General features: G+C 66.4%; 11 protein-coding genes and 2 pseudogenes. 7 read left to right on the top strand and 6 right to left on the bottom strand.

Annotation, left to right across the window (positions count from 1 at the left end; genetic code table 11):
* Positions 1-55 precede the first annotated feature (55 nt).
* Positions 56-1,321 (bottom strand): PP2C family protein-serine/threonine phosphatase, encoded by a 1,266-nt coding sequence (locus ACZ4EG_RS24925; RefSeq protein WP_467792160.1) that lies wholly within the window; start codon positions 1,319-1,321, stop codon positions 56-58.
* 102 nt (positions 1,322-1,423) lie between these two features.
* Positions 1,424-2,182 (bottom strand): IclR family transcriptional regulator, encoded by a 759-nt coding sequence (locus ACZ4EG_RS24920; RefSeq protein ID WP_467792159.1) that lies wholly within the window; start codon positions 2,180-2,182, stop codon positions 1,424-1,426.
* On the opposite strand from ACZ4EG_RS24920, the pseudogene ACZ4EG_RS24915 reads away from it, so the two are divergent.
* Positions 2,154-3,923 (top strand): annotated as a pseudogene (locus ACZ4EG_RS24915) (DUF4132 domain-containing protein); the annotation flags it as partial. The gene ACZ4EG_RS24920 and the pseudogene ACZ4EG_RS24915 sit on opposite strands and share 29 nt — an antisense overlap.
* Positions 3,924-3,949: 26 nt before the next feature.
* On the opposite strand, the pseudogene ACZ4EG_RS24910 reads toward ACZ4EG_RS24915, so the two are convergent.
* Positions 3,950-4,928: pseudogene (locus ACZ4EG_RS24910) on the bottom strand (IS3 family transposase); the annotation flags it as partial.
* Positions 4,929-5,169: 241 nt separating this feature from the next.
* On the opposite strand from ACZ4EG_RS24910, the gene ACZ4EG_RS24905 reads away from it, so the two are divergent.
* Positions 5,170-7,098 carry a serine/threonine-protein kinase gene (locus tag ACZ4EG_RS24905; protein WP_467792158.1) on the top strand — a complete coding sequence of 643 codons (1,929 nt, stop codon included), beginning with the start codon at positions 5,170-5,172 and terminating at the stop codon, positions 7,096-7,098.
* 658 nt (positions 7,099-7,756) lie between these two features.
* Positions 7,757-8,686: a phosphotransferase family protein gene (locus tag ACZ4EG_RS24900; protein WP_467792157.1), complete on the top strand. Its 930-nt coding sequence runs from the start codon at positions 7,757-7,759 to the stop codon at positions 8,684-8,686.
* 22 nt (positions 8,687-8,708) lie between these two features.
* Here ACZ4EG_RS24900 and ACZ4EG_RS24895 read toward each other — a convergent pair whose 3' ends face one another.
* Entirely contained in the window at positions 8,709-9,956 is a 1,248-nt protein-coding gene (locus ACZ4EG_RS24895) for a hypothetical protein (RefSeq protein WP_467792156.1), read from the bottom strand.
* Positions 9,957-10,368: 412 nt separating this feature from the next.
* Here ACZ4EG_RS24895 and ACZ4EG_RS24890 point away from each other — a divergent pair, with 412 nt between their 5' ends.
* The 3 genes from ACZ4EG_RS24890 (at position 10,369) to ACZ4EG_RS24880 (ending at position 11,551) form a co-directional block, all read left to right on the top strand.
* On the top strand, positions 10,369-10,920 hold the full coding sequence (locus tag ACZ4EG_RS24890) for a bifunctional DNA primase/polymerase (protein WP_467792155.1): 552 nt from the start codon (positions 10,369-10,371) through the stop codon (positions 10,918-10,920).
* Positions 10,910-11,221, top strand: coding sequence for a hypothetical protein (locus tag ACZ4EG_RS24885; protein WP_467792154.1), 312 nt, complete (start codon positions 10,910-10,912; stop codon positions 11,219-11,221). The genes ACZ4EG_RS24890 and ACZ4EG_RS24885 overlap by 11 nt, the downstream gene beginning before the upstream one ends.
* A 132-nt stretch (positions 11,222-11,353) precedes the next feature.
* Positions 11,354-11,551, top strand: coding sequence for a hypothetical protein (locus ACZ4EG_RS24880; RefSeq protein ID WP_467792153.1), 198 nt, complete (start codon positions 11,354-11,356; stop codon positions 11,549-11,551).
* Positions 11,552-11,956: 405 nt separating this feature from the next.
* On the opposite strand, the gene ACZ4EG_RS24875 is transcribed toward ACZ4EG_RS24880, so the two are convergent.
* Positions 11,957-12,430, bottom strand: coding sequence for a hypothetical protein (locus ACZ4EG_RS24875; protein ID WP_467792152.1), 474 nt, complete (start codon positions 12,428-12,430; stop codon positions 11,957-11,959).
* A gap of 135 nt (positions 12,431-12,565) precedes the next feature.
* On the bottom strand, positions 12,566-13,429 hold the full coding sequence (locus ACZ4EG_RS24870; RefSeq protein WP_467792151.1) for a GntR family transcriptional regulator: 864 nt from the start codon (positions 13,427-13,429) through the stop codon (positions 12,566-12,568).
* Positions 13,430-13,735: 306 nt separating this feature from the next.
* Between ACZ4EG_RS24870 and ACZ4EG_RS24865 the strand changes: the two genes are divergently transcribed.
* Complete coding sequence (locus tag ACZ4EG_RS24865) at positions 13,736-14,065, top strand: hypothetical protein (RefSeq protein WP_467792150.1); 330 nt, start codon at positions 13,736-13,738, stop codon at positions 14,063-14,065.
* Positions 14,066-14,184 lie beyond the last annotated feature (119 nt).

The following is a 14,184-nucleotide window of genomic DNA, read 5'->3' as shown; positions in this document are numbered from 1 at the left end:
ACGGCGAGCCGTCGGCCCGACGCCCTGACGCCCGACGCCCCCACGTCCCCCGGCGTCAGTGCTGGAGCACGACCTTGGCGGCGGTGGCCTTCCGCTCAAGGGCCTGCTCAGACTGATCCACCACACGGGCAACATCGCCCACGTCGGCCACACCAGCCACGTCGGCCACGTCGGCCACATCGGCCGTGTCGGGCATGCGAAGCAGAAGCAGAGCCGCGTCGTCGTGCAGCCGGCCGCCCACGTGGGCCAGCAGATCGTCGTGGAGTGCGGTCAGCGTACGGGCCGGCTCATGGCACACGTGCCGCGCCAGACCCTCGGCGAGCGGATAGAACTCACGGCCGTGGTCGCGGGCCTCGGTGACCCCGTCCGTGTAGAGCAGCAGCTGGTCCCCGTCGGAGAAGGACAGCACCTGGAGGCGGGGGTTCTCACCGCTGAGGGCGCGCAGCCCGAGGGGCGGGGCGGGCTGGGTGGGCTCGACGGCGATGACCTCGGAGTCGCGCACCAGCAGCGGGGGCGCGTGGCCGCAGTTGACCACCTCCAGCCGCCCGGGCTCGGGATATCCGGCGACCACGGCGGTGACGAAGTCGTCCTGACCGAGGTTGCGCGCGAGGCTGCGTTCGATCCGGTCGACGACGGCGAGGAGATCGGGCTCGTCGTAGGCGGCCTCGCGGAAGATGCCCAGGACGAGAGCGGCGGTCCCGACGGCCGGCAGTCCCTTGCCGCGTACGTCGCCGACGATGAGTCGTACACCGTGCGGGGTGGGCACCAGGGCGTAGAGATCGCCGCCGATACGGGCCTCCGCGTCGGCCGCGCTGTAGCGGACGGCCACCTGGAACGGGCCGACGGCCGCCGCTACGGGCTGCAGGAGCGCGTGCTGGGCGGCCTCTGCCACGGAGCGGACGGCCGCGAGCACCAGCTCCCGGCGCCTGCGCAATGCGCTGGCCAGGACACTCGCCAGGGAGACGGCCACCAGTCCTGCCAGTACGATCGCCAGCTCGTGGCTCGGCGCACGGTCACGGATGCCGAGGGCCGTACCCAGCCCCGTGGCCAGCAGGCCCACGCACAGGACTCCGCGGGGACCGTTCGTGGTGGCGGCCAGCGCGGGCCCGGCGGCGAGCAACGGCACCCAGCTCAGCCCCGCGCCGTAGACGAGGTCGACGGTCACGACGGCGGTGACGACCAGCACGGGCAGGAGCGGCAGCAGGGCAGTGACCGACTGCTCGGTGGTCCGCCCCCGGACCGACAGCACGGGACCGGCCACACGGCCCAGGAGGGGCCACGTCCGCCGGCCTTCGCCACCATGGTGTCGCCTCTGGCTCATGATCGGTCCGCAGTCCTCACCTGTACGAGGGCGATGCTCGCCCGGAATGTCCTTTCGATCCAGATAAAGGGTTCGACTGGGGCCGCCACAAGCCGCGGAATTTCAGATAGTGAGCGACAGACTCCTGGTCACGCGGCTCGCGGTCGGGATCAACAGGGCCCTGGCCTTCTCCAGCCGGGAGAGCTGATCCGCCCGCAGCGAGACGCCGAGCGAGCCGAGGGTGTCCCCGCTGTAGACGGGCACCGCGACGCACACCGTGCCGAGCGAGTACTCCTCCAGGTCCGTGACCGCCGGTGCCAGGGGCGCGTCGTCGATCCGCCGGAGCAGCTCCGGGCGATCGGTGATCGTCCGAGGGGTGAGATCGGCCAGCGAGTGACGGGACAGGTAATCCATGCGGGAGTCGTCGTCCAGCTCCCGCAGCACGGACTTGCCCAGCGCGGTGGCATGCCCGGCGTCCTCGAACCCCACCCACAGGTCGACCCGCGGCGCACGCGGCCCGTCGACGATCTCGGCGACCCGGATCTCGCCCTCCTCGTAGAAGGTGAGGTAGGCGGCGGCCGAGAGCTCGTCGCGCAGCGTGGCGAGGGTCGGCCGAATCCTGCTGAGCAGCGCCTGCCCGCCACCGGCGTCGGTGAGCACCCGCAACCGGTCCCCCAGCACGAACCCGCCGTCGTCCAGCTTCCGCACATACCCGTCGTGCACGAGCGTGCGCAGCAGGTGATAGGCGGTGGCCAGAGGCAACCCGGTCTCCCGTGCCAACTGCTTGGCCGGTGCCCCGTTCACGTGCCCGCTCACGGCCTCCAACAGCCGAAACGCCCGCTGCACGGATCCAATGAGCGTGGGCCCCTCATGCGCACCCATGGCACCAGGGTGCGCCGGGGCAGGAGGAGAGGCAAGACAAGCCCGCCCCGCGGCAGGAAGCACCAGCCCCGGCACTCCCGCCAGCGGCGGTCACCTTGTTGATCGCATTGTCAGTCCCCCCTGCCATCATCCCGCCATGCTTTACGACGCCTTGGTGGCCGAATCCCGCAGGAACGACTCGCTCGACGACGTGAGATCCGCGGCGCTGCACCGCGTCCGTTGGCTCGTCGACCTCCTGGAACGGCAGCGGACCGAGTTCCGGCTAGCCATACACCAGGACCACCGGCGATACGAGGCGGCGGGCGCGGCGACCCGGGCCGAGATCGACAGGCGGCTCGCGGCCTGCGCGGACGAGGAGGGCAGGGCCGCGGTCCTGTGCCTCATGCTGGCCGCCTGCTTCGACGACACGAGCCTGTGGCAGTACGACGCCGAGATCGGGGCCCTGATCGCGCGGGTGCGTGGCTGGACACCCGACGAGGTCGCGGTGATGCTGCTCCGCGCCACCGAGTACGACATGGGCCACTGGTTCGCCGGTGAGCTGGGGCTGGTGCTGAACGCCGCGGAGCAGCTCGACGCCGACGGCCGCCGCGCGGTCATGCCCTGGCTGCGGCACGCACACACGGAGCTCATGGACACCACCGTCGGGGCGAGCTCGCACGCATCGCTCGCCCAGCGCCTGCGCGCGCTGCTCGCGAGCGTGGACGAGGCATGCATCCCCGAGGGACTGATCCCCGCCGACGCTCCCTGGGCCGTCCCGCTGAGCGACCGCGCGAAGACCGCTCCGACACCGGAACTGGCCTGCTTCGTACGGCACTTGGCGAGCCTGTCGGGACCGCGTCCCACGCAGAGGTGGCGGCGTACGTGCCTCGAACTCGCGGACGCGGCGTCGGCGCGGGACCTCGTGGCCGACGTCCTGCGGGTGCTGGCCGAGGACGATCCGCTGTGCAGCAGGAGAAGCGGTGCGCACACCGGCTGGCTGCACGGCGATCACCACTACCACTACGTCCTCCACCAGAACGACGGCGACCTGGCGCGCGGTGCCGTCTGGGCGGCCGCGCTGACCGGCGGCCCGGCCGCGGTGCGGCACCTCGGCGCGCTCGCCCTGCGGACCGGCGGCCCCCGAAGCGACGTGACGCAGGACCTCAAGCTCGCGGGCGCGGCGATCAACGCGCTGGCCGAGACCGGCGATCCGGCCTCTCTGGAGGCCCTGTGGCGGTTGCGGTTCCGGATCAAGCACCGGGCTCTGCGCAAGCAGCTCGACACCGCGCTGGTGAGGGCAGCCGGGAAGCAGGGCATCACGGCGGAGCAGCTCGTCGAGCGCAGCGTGCCGGACCACGGCCTGACGCCGGACGGCTCGCTGGAGCGGGAGCTGGGCGGACACCGGGTACGGGTGGCGATCGAGGAAGCGGCGACCGTGCGGCTCACCTTCACGCGCCCCGACGGGGGGACGTCCCGCACAGTTCCGGCGGCGGTGAAGGACGGCTTTCCGGACGAGCTCCAGGAGTTGAGGACCCTGGCCAAGGAGGTGCGGGGGACACTGTCGGCCGAGCGGGCCCGCGTCGAGGCGCTGATGTCGGCCGGGCGCGAGTGGTCGTACGACGAGTGGTGCCGCCACTACCGCGACCATCCGGTCACCGGGACTCTCGTCCGCGGCCTGATCTGGGAGTTCCAGGACTCGGACGGCGAGTGGCGTGCGGTGGTACCGATGGCCGAGCCGCCCGGCGAGCCCGAGCGCGTCCGGTTGTGGCATCCGATCCGGGCGTCGACGTGGAAGACCTCGATGTACTCGAAGATCGCGTTCGCCAACTCGACCCGGGTCTTCAACCGTCTGCGGTTCAACAGCTCGATCTGCATCGAGGACCAGAACGACTCCATCATCGCGTTGTCCAGGCCGTCTCCGACCGTGCCGAACGATGGCAGGAGCCCGGCGGAGCGGATCCTTTCCCCGAAGACCCAGGAGGTGAACTGGGTGCCGTGATCGGCGTGCACTATCCCGCCTGGTTCGGGGCGCCGGTTGCGGAGGGCCATGTCTAACGCGTTGACCACGAGGGTGGAGTCCTGTCTGGAGTCGATCGACCAGCCCACGATCTTGCGGCTGAACGCGTCCAGGACCGCCGCGCAGTACACCCACCCTTCTCTGGTGCGGTGTTGCGTGATGTCGGTGACCCACAGCTCGTTGGGACGCAGCCGATGGAACTTCCGGTTGACCAGGTCGTCGGCGGTGACGACACCCCGAAGGCGCTTGATCCGTACCGGTCCGGGCAGTCCGTAGATCCCGGCCTGTGTCATCAGCACCGACACGGTCCTCGAGCACACCTGGATGCCCATGCCCGTCGCAGCTGCCGCGGTGTGGTCGGGGTGCGCTTGTGTTTGTAGTAGTTCTGCCGGGCGACTCCGAGGGTCCGGCAGCATCGGCCGACCGGTGCCCCGGCATCGACGAGGTGGTCGATCACCGGGTAGAGCCTTTTGGGGCCGGCTTGTCCTCGCCGAGGAACGTGGCGGCCTTGCGGACGATCTCGAGCTCGGTTTCCAGCTCGCGGATTCGTCGACGCGCTGCACTCAGCTCTGCGGACTCCTCCGAGATCCTGCCAGGGCGCCGTCCGTTGTCGATGTCGTCCTGGCGCAACCACTTCGACAACGTGACCGGATGGATGCCGAGTTCAACGGCGGTCTGCTTCTGTTCTTTTCCTGCCCGGACCAACGCGATGGCGCGGGCGCGGAACTCAGCGGGGTAGGCGCGGGGCATGTCCGGCTGCCTTTCGTGAAGGCCGTCAGTTAGCCAGCAGAACTGGAACCTGAGAGGTGGGGCAGGTCAAGATGTCACCCGATCGTGCAGCAGACCCGTGCGCAGGGCGGCTGCGTCGCAGACGCAGGAAGTCGGACGTGTGTCAAGCCACGGTTCCTGACGTGAGGCGCAGCGTTGGGGCAATGCGCCTCAATATGCACTTAGCTGGAGGCAGAGAGAAGATTGTTTTGTAGAGCCGTCCATGTTCGACCAGGCGGAAGCTGGTATGGAGATAGGTGACGCCGCAGGCCGCGTGGTTGCCGGACGCTACCGACTGCTAGGCAGCCTAGGCGCCGGTGGGATGGGTCGCGTCTGGCTCGCCCACGACCAAGAACTCGACTGTAAGGTCGTGCTCAAGGAACTAGCCGTACCACCAGATCTCCCCGAACATGAGTTGAACGCACGCATCGCCAGAGCCCGCGGCGAGGCACGGCACGCCGCCCGGCTCCGCGGCAATCCACACGTGGTGACCGTGTATGACTGCGTCCTCGACGATGGCTTGCCGTGGATCGTCATGGAGTACGTGCCTGGGGCCCGAGACCTTGAGGCAGTGGTCCGCGATGATGGTCCGGTGTCGCGGGCTGCTACGGCTCGCATCGGCTTGGCGCTACTTGATGCTTTGGCCGCGGGCCACCGACTGCGCATTTTGCACCGGGATGTCAAGCCCTCCAACGTCCTGGTCACCAGTACCGACCCCCACGAACTCAGCAGTCAAGGGGACGGACGGGTGCTGTTGACCGACTATGGCATTTCGCTTCGGGTGGACGCCGGCGAGCCGCGCTTGACCACCGTCTCGGGAATCATCGGAACCCCCAGCTACCTGGCTCCGGAACGTGCCCGCGGTGAGGACCCGACGCCCGCATCGGACATGTTCTCGCTTGGAGCAACTCTCTACTTTGCAGTCGAAGGTCACGGCCCGTTTGATCGCGGCTCCCCCGTGGGCACGCTTACGGCGCTTCTCACCGAAGAGCCCACACCACCGCGCCGGGCAGGCAATCTGGCACCCATCCTTCTCGACCTGCTAGCCAAAGACCCGCCCCAGAGACTTCGCCCCGACACAGCAACACAGCTGCTCGCCCAACTTACAATCGAAGGCCCGCAAACACGGCAGGCAACCGTCACACAGGTAAGCCATCCGCCTGCAAAGCGCTCCTCCCCCAAACGCCAGCACCAGCCCGAAGTGCCTCCAGCAAAACCACGCATCTCAAAAGTGGTTTGGCCGCGACGTCCGCGCAAATCGGCTGATCCCATATCCGACCGGACGAAGGGGCGCAGGCTACGCCACATCATCGTCCTGACGGCCGCAGCACTCGTCATAGGCCTTGTTTCGTGGCTTGTAGTAGCGAATTTCAGCTCCTCAACAAAGAGGCCGAATTCCAGTGCCACCCAAAGTCCCTCCGCAACTGGCCCTGTGAAACCATACGGCAACGCTGTCGGGCTGACCCGAGAACTGCGCCCCGGAGACTGCGTCACGGCCCAGTGGACAGGCCTTAAGTTCGAAACTGAGCCACCACAGTTGACCTTGGCGGTCTGCGCGAACGGCGCCCCGGATGGCCAGGTACTCGCATCCAACGCCGCAACCTCACTCTCGGATGCACAAGCCAATGGATACGATCGATGCGCGTCAGAATCGATAGACACAGTCAATGCGATGGCCGACGCCAAATATTACTCATTGCCGCCAACGGAACAAGGATGGAGGAGCGGCGTACGCAACACCGCATGCCTTATCTTCAACAAGACTGCAAACATTTGGGGGCCTGTAGGGAACTTCCGGAAGATCGGCGACCAGATCTCACCGCAAAATGCCGAAATAGGCGACTGCTACAAGGTCACAGAAGACAAAAGCTGGGAGTACCTATACCTAGCAAGGTGCAATACCTCGCACGATGCGCAAGTGGCGGGTTTCTGGAAGGCACCCCCTGACAGAAGCTACTCGACAGAGCAATATACACAAAGCGACGATTGCGCTAAAAAGTACGGATCCGCTTACGACTCCAGTAGGTACACAGTCGGAACCATTCTGCCTGACGAAGAAACCTGGAAACAGGGATTCCACTACGTGATCTGCGATGTTTATCGATCCGACAACCAGAAACTTACTTCCAGCCTAACGCACGCTTCGCCGTAAGTCGCAGAGAAACAGATCCATCCATGCGGCGCGGGAGCATAGGCGCGTGGGTCGCAACTGACAGGTTGAATGGACCCTTTGAAGTGCATGGGTGGCCTACCCGGATCGGGCACCATCACACGCCTGCCAGCCAGAGGCATGTGCAGCTCCGCCGGACCCCGGCCGCACAGCAGGGAAGCACAGCAACCTCAGCAACGGACCCATCCAGCAAGGTCCGCTCAGGGGCGTTGCGTGACCGGTTTGACTGCCGGTGACCGGTCCGCATGGAGGTACGGATGAAGCTCCCCTGCCACACCCGTGCCAGATCTAGCAGTGAGCCACGAGGAAGGGTGGTGGCCGGCGAGTGTGTGGCCCACACGCTCCTCACACGCGATCGGTGCGCAACAACGAGAAAGAGCGGGAGACAGTGAGACTGTCTCCCGCTCTTTCGTGTCGGCATCCACCCTGGTCAGCGCTTGATTTCTGCTGATCCTGGGCGAGTGCCCCCGGCAGGATTCGAACCTGCGCACACGGCTCCGGAGCCCAGGTGAGACCGAGAGACCTCCCGCAGCCTGACCTGCGGCGGAGGCTCTGGCTGGGCGAGTCCCAAGCAAGATCATTACGCCCCTATTACGCGGGCGGCCTGTTGGGCGGTCGGCGTGGGCCGTATGGTCGAAGCATGATCTCGGGCAGCGGCGGGGGACTGGACGGCGGCGGCGCGGAGTTCACGGCGGAGGGGCTGGCCCCCGCCCTCCGGGAGGCCTGCGCGACGGCCGGACTCGACTACCGCGATGCCGAGTTGCTGCGGCTCGGATCGAACGCGGTCTACCACCTTACGTCGTTACCCGTCATCGTCCGCATCGCGCGTGATCCGGCGGTTCTTACAGAGATGGAACGGGCCGTGGGCGTAGCCCGCTGGCTTGAGTCGCAGGACTTCCCTGCCATGCGCGCGCTGGCCTCGGTAGCTCAGCCGCTCCTCGTCGGCGGCCTGGTGGTCACCTTTTGGGAGAGCGTCCAGGAGAACGAGGAGTACGCGACGGTTGGCGAGCTGGCCGACCTCCTGCGCCGCTTGCACTGGCTCGAAGAACCTGAATCCCTGGGCCTCCCGTACTTCGATCCGCTGGCCAAGCTGGCGGCGTCCCTCGAAGGGCTGGACGACATCCCGGGGGAGGACCGGACGTTCCTGGAGGAGCGAGCGGTGAGACTCGCCAAGGACTATGACCGGCTGGACTTCGTCCTTCCCTTCGGCCTGATCCACGGTGACGCCAGCATCGGGAACATCCTCCGGCATCGGGACGGGCACGCTGTGCTCATTGACCTGGACGGCTTCGCTCTCGCTCCGCGCGAGTGGGACCTGATCCAAACGGCGATCTTCTACGACAGGTACGGCTGGCACACAAAGGCGGAGTACGCCGAGTTCGTGCACCGGTACGGCTTCGACCTGATGAATTGGCCGGGCTACGAAACGCTCGCTGATCTGCGTGAGCTGATGATGGTTGCCTGGCTCGGCCACCAGGTCACGACGAGTGACCGGTCTGCCGCCGAATTCGATCGGCGAGTGCGGTCTCTCCGCACAGGGGAGGGCCGAGACGAGTGGGGCCCGTTCTGAGCGCACGGTTCGCGTCCTGGTGTCAGAAAGTGACGTGAGCGTCGGAGGCAACCCAGAGCCTGTGTTCTCTGACCTGCTCAGTGAAGGCGCGTGTCTCTGCGCTGTCGCCGATGGCTGCGAGGTCCTGCCGGAACTCGGCGAGGTAGCTGACGCATCGAGCTGACTTCAGCTGTTCGCCAAGATCGAGCGCATCGAGGGCTACGCGGCACGCCTCCTCGACGTCGCCGGCGCGTAGGTGGGCGTCGGCGAGAACCATGGTCGCGAAGAAGTCGCTACGCACATGGTCGCCGCTCATGGCGTTCTCAGCGTGGGTGACGGCCTGCCGTGCGCTGTTGACGTCGCGGAAGCAGTGGGCGGCCTCCGCGGCGAGCTCGGTTTCGTCGAAGTAGCTGATCCATTCGGGCTCGTCGTCGCTGTTCCGGCTCTCCAGCGCTTTCGTGGCCGCGCCCAGGGCGGCTTCGCAGGCCCCTACGTCGCCGGTTCGGGCAAGGGCGCGGGCTTCCATGACGTGAAACTGGGCGCGCAGGGTCGGGGTGGCCACGGGCGAGATGCCCATGAGCGCCGCGCGAGCGAGGGTCGCGGCCTGCGTATAGCGGCCCAGGAACGTCGCCTGATGGCTCATGGCGGACAGGATGCTTCCGGCGAGTCGGCGGTCATTGGCGTCCTGCGCCAACCGAAGTGCCTGAAGGAAGTACCGCTGTGCCAAGCCGTGGCGGCATGCGTCGTAGGACATCCAGCCGGCCAGAAGCGTTGCCTCGGCCACAGTGGAGAACAAGGTTCGCCCGACGCGTTCGGTGTACTGGCCGCGCAGCAGTGGCGTCACTTCGGTACTGAGGTACTGGATGGCCGCGTGTCGCGCGTGATCACCACCGAAGCGGTCGTCCAATTCAGAGAACATGTCCGCGGTCGTCTTGATAGCGGCTACGTCTCCGAGACCGACGCGCATTCCGTCCTGACGCTGCCGGGGAATGGCCGGTCCGGGCGCGACCAGCCACCGGAGCGAGGCTTCGTTCCATGCGGGTTCGGACGGCTCTGCCTGCAAAAGGGGCTCGTACTGGTTGAGATCGGCACGCCACAGCTGGCCGACCGTTTCAATAGCGCCCTCGGGACTTGCTGGATAGCTGGCATCCAACAGTCCTGTGTCGCGAACGCCTTCGTAATTCAGCCCGAGTTCGGCGGCACTGAGGCCGTACACCTCGCACAGCAAAGGACCATAGAAGTCGTCCGGGGCGCTGTGCCCGTTCTCCCAACTGGCGATACGACGCTTCACGCTGGCGTCCGACGGGAGTTGGTGGCCACGGCGGGCCGCAGCCTGGCGTAACTCGCGCACCAACCGCGGCTGACTCCAGCCTCGGCCCGCACGGGCTTGCCGTAAGTGGATGCTGGTGGGCTCCATCGAGGACGTGATCGTTCCCTCCCCACGCCTGCTCCGGTGTGAAGGCTGTAGCTCACAGCTCCCTGACCCTACGACCGAATGTACGCGTCGTTCACCGCCGGGCGCTCCAAGTAGCCGTAGATCGGCGGTGATTGACCCATGACGGGGGATGACACGTCCACGCGCGACGCGTCATCCCCCGTCACTCCTCGTCATCTCCCCTGGCCAGGGCGATGGCCTTGAGGCTGGAGGCAGAGCGGCAGCGGCCGCGATTCTGACCTGACCGAGGTGAGATGACGTGCAGAGGATGACCACCAGGGGTGTCGAATGGCTCTCCGCGGCGGCAGACGATCCGGCCGGTTGCCGGGAGACGTGGGCGGACGACCCACGCGCACCGTACGCGCTGGGGGCCGGCCGCTTCTTTGACGTGGTGACGGTAGAGCAGCGGGTCGGTATCGAGACCTTCGATCAACTTCTGCATCGGGGGCTTCCGTTCGGCCCGGTGGTACTCGATCACAGAGCTCGCCGAGTGGGATTCTTCCTCGGTTCGCGCAGTGAGGAGACCTTCCTTCACTACCTCGCTCAGGAAGCAGGAACCCCACCGCCGTACCGCTACCTCGGCCGAAGCTCGGTGGTCGTCGTCCCCGGTCCGATGCCCATGACCGGCGACCGTTACCAGTGGCTTCGGGCTCCGACTCGGCGTCCCATCGCCAACCCGCTCCGCCCGGTGGCTCTGGCGACCATGCTGATCGCCTCGGCCGAGCTGCTCGCCCGCGTGGATCGGTACAGCGAGCGTTACCCGTCCGCGGCGGCCCTCACGTTTCCCGCTTTCGAGGGGACCACGACCGATGCGGGATGACGCCACCCAGCGGGAAGACGCTGCTACCTGGTCGCCCCTTGTCAGCGACGACTGGTACGCCGCGCGGGATGCCACCACTGCCCTGCGGGACGCTCTGGTCCGTGCCGGTCTGGAGAAGGACTTCCCTTACCTGCGCGCCGACTTGAACGCCTTCGGGAATGGCTTCGTCGAGCTCGGCCGGGTGTCGCCGGCCACTGCGGAGCGTCTGGCGGAACTGCTGCGACTGGCGTTGGCCTCGGGAATGCAGCGCCTTGAAGAGTCCGGTGGCGGTGCCGCCGAACACGATGCAGGAAGGGACTAACGCCATGACCGACCGACGGGGAGTCGTCGCGAAGCGCGCCGAAAACTTGATGCCTGGTGTGCCCTACGTCCGCGGCTGGGCACGGGCTCGGCGTAGCGCCGATGCTCTGCGTCTCAGTTGACTGTCCTGGGCTTGGAGCCGGACTTCCCCGGCCTCGCGGCCGACGTGAACGTGTCAGGCGACGGCATCGTACGCCTCGGTATCGTGCGGCCCGATGCGGCTCTGATGCTGGCTGAACTGATCGTGTCGGGTCTTACGGCGGAGAAGCTGATGCACGCCGAGATGCCGCAAGGGGCCGGGAGTACTCGGGCTAGCCAGTCTGCTGCCTGACCATGTCGTCTCAGAGTCCCCGGCCGGTTGCGGTTTGAGCAGGCTCCCGCGACCAGCCGGTCCGGCCCCGCACATCGTCGTTCCCCCGATGGTCGGTGTGCGGGGCCTTCTGCTGCACGGCATGCCTCCTCGTCCGTCCGTCTGCCGCTCGGCCGGGACCGGCGCCCCAGCGCCGCAGCCCGGACGAAGCGGCAGACCAGCACGCGCGGTGAGGGCTGGCCGCCTCGCGCGGGCATTCAGAGAGAAGCCATCAGCTTGGGAAGCTTGGGTTCTCTGGTGGTGAGGACATGACTGACCTGCGGCGGAGCCGCGTTGGTGTCCGGTGGGCGGTTGGCTGGTTCCCCGGTGTTCCCCGTGGTTCCTCGCACCATCTGGCACGGGTCTGGCACGACCTTGCTGTCAGACCTAGTCGAAGGCAGGGCCCAGTGAGACCCGCATGGCAGCACGGAGCTTGCGCAAGGCCATGTCGTACGGAGTGTGCAGCGCCTGCCACTCGACTGAGTCATCACCTACCACGACGTTGGTTGTCGCGATGGCAACTCGCATCGCCCTCAGGAGGTCGTAGGCCTCACGGGCGGCGTCGTAGACGCTAGCTGGCGCCACTAGAAACAACTCGTACCTGGCCGCAATCACGCCGGTCGAGCGGAAAGCAGCCACCACATCGCTACTCGCGATCGGCGTTGGGTGACTCAACGCGAGTGTTTGTAACGCTGTCTCGGTCTCGGTCAGCGCAGTGAGGTACCGGACATACGCGGTCCGGCGTAGCTCTCCATGCCGGAGTCGTTGGTCTCGCTTCGTGCGTACTGATTCGACGACCAGCGTTGAGCCAACGCCGAGCACGCCGCCGGCCAAAGTACTGATCAGCGTCAGCCATCCCATGAAGGCACGCTATGAGCCTGGGGCGCCGCGCGGTAGGGCGCCTAGCCGACCTGCTGTGCTCTCCGCCGACACGGGCAGACACGACCGTGGCCCAGCGGTGACACCACTACGTCGAGAGAAGAGCTGTGTTGCGAGCTAATGAGAATAAACACGCCAAGCGGAATCGAACCACTCCTGCATGGTTTCCACGAGCGTCGTTCCATGAGAGTGGGGATCGTCATCTTTGGCGTAGCGAACGAGTCTGTTATCGAGACCAAGGACGTCAATAACCTCGCTCTCATGGCCATCGTCCCGCTCAACGGGACGCGGGACCGGCTTGTATTGGCCGAGCACCGCCTCCACTCTGTTGATCAGATAAAGCTTGCAGGTCGGTAGCATTTGGAGCGTGCGGACCTCGAAGTCCACTGAGGACACTAGCCTCATGATCTCCAGGTTGCTCAGTACCATAGGTATTGTGTGCTGACGCGTGCTGCGGTGAGCCCACTTCCTCAGGGTCTCGTTATCCGAGGCGTTCTCGAACCACGGGTACACAAGGTCGTCCGACTCGCGGGGCAGCAGCATGCGTAGGGCGATGTGCTGTGGCGCTATCTCGCCGGCCCGGATTCGTTCTGCCTGCACCTGGATGTGCTCAGCCATGAATTGCGACGTCAGTGTCATGACATCGAGGGTCACTTCGGGTTGCTCGAAGGCTCGGTTGATCAGCGATCCCAATGTGACCACGCGGTCGTGTTCCTCGGCGTCTCCTGGCGCATGGGTTCGCTGCGCCCTGATGACCCGGGATCCGCTGCCCTGCTGTGTCTCGATCCAACCCTCGCTCCGCAGCTTCCTGAGCACGCTCTGCACGATGTCGCGAGAGACGCCGAACTCCTCAGCCAGTTCGCGCTGTGACGGCAGGAAGGAGCCCAGTGGATAGTGACTGCTGGCCACACGGGCCCGCAACTCAGCCGCGACCTGCTCGAAGCTTCTGCCGCCGCTATCACTGGTGTACTGGTCGCTCACACGGCGACCGTACCGTCCGCCCTGGCTGAACAAAACAGTCCGCCACAATTGGTGCGTGAGGCTTCGAGCCAGCGCAACTTCTGGACCTACGCGCTTGGACAGCTCACCAGCACGCTTTCCAACTGTGGTGGTGGTCCTGGGAGCATCGAACGGGGCCGTTCACCTGCGTTCATGGGCGGCCGGTCGGGAGAGCGGCTAACGTCTTGGGTCTCGTCTGACCGTCCGTGAACGGCGCTGAATGAGACGGAAACTGAGACGGACGGCGGGGCCGGGCTCGCTACCATCTTCACTGGTGAAGGGGGAGTCATGGCACTGGTCCGCAAGGGATCACGACGGATTGTTGTCGACGGTACGGCCTACCGCTGGCGGCTGCGAGGTAGGCCGACGTACTTCCAGGGCCTGGTCTGGTCGCCGTGCACCTTCGCGGTCGAGCATGCGGATACGCCGGGCATGACGCTCGTGGTCACCACCGACCAGCCCCATCCGAGCAACTGGATCGGCCGCGAGGCTGAGCCAGTACTGCCGTCCGGTGTTGCCGCGGCTGTTCGCCTTGCCCTGCGTAAAGGCTGGTCCCCGACGGCTGCGGGCTCCGCGTTCCACCTCGACCAGTCCGCCGGCTTCACGCCCTTGTCTTGAGCCGTGTAGCGACTGAACACCGCTTTAGAAGTCATCTCATTTGGTGAGTCGGTGGTAGCAGATCAGGGTGCAGGCGATGCTGGTGAAGGCGAGGAAGTGCTCGGCTTTGCGTTCGTAGC

The sequence above is a fragment of the Streptomyces sp. NPDC025638 genome, assembly GCF_055558775.1.
Note: the sequence above shows the minus strand (reverse complement) of the source record. Positions and strands in the feature narration are given on the sequence as shown.

Bases quoted from the DNA above. Each gene is read 5' to 3' on its own strand.
- ACZ4EG_RS24885 (WP_467792154.1), top strand. From the start codon at position 10,910: ATGCGGGATGACGCCACCCAGCGGGAAGACGCTGCTACCTGGTCGCCC.
- ACZ4EG_RS24925 (WP_467792160.1), bottom strand. From the start codon at position 1,321: ATGAGCCAGAGGCGACACCATGGTGGCGAAGGCCGGCGGACGTGGCCC.
- ACZ4EG_RS24865 (WP_467792150.1), top strand. From the start codon at position 13,736: ATGGCACTGGTCCGCAAGGGATCACGACGGATTGTTGTCGACGGTACG.
- ACZ4EG_RS24900 (WP_467792157.1), top strand. From the start codon at position 7,757: ATGATCTCGGGCAGCGGCGGGGGACTGGACGGCGGCGGCGCGGAGTTC.
- ACZ4EG_RS24875 (WP_467792152.1), bottom strand. From the start codon at position 12,430: ATGGGATGGCTGACGCTGATCAGTACTTTGGCCGGCGGCGTGCTCGGC.
- ACZ4EG_RS24905 (WP_467792158.1), top strand. From the start codon at position 5,170: ATGTTCGACCAGGCGGAAGCTGGTATGGAGATAGGTGACGCCGCAGGC.
- ACZ4EG_RS24920 (WP_467792159.1), bottom strand. From the start codon at position 2,182: ATGGGTGCGCATGAGGGGCCCACGCTCATTGGATCCGTGCAGCGGGCG.
- ACZ4EG_RS24890 (WP_467792155.1), top strand. From the start codon at position 10,369: ATGACCACCAGGGGTGTCGAATGGCTCTCCGCGGCGGCAGACGATCCG.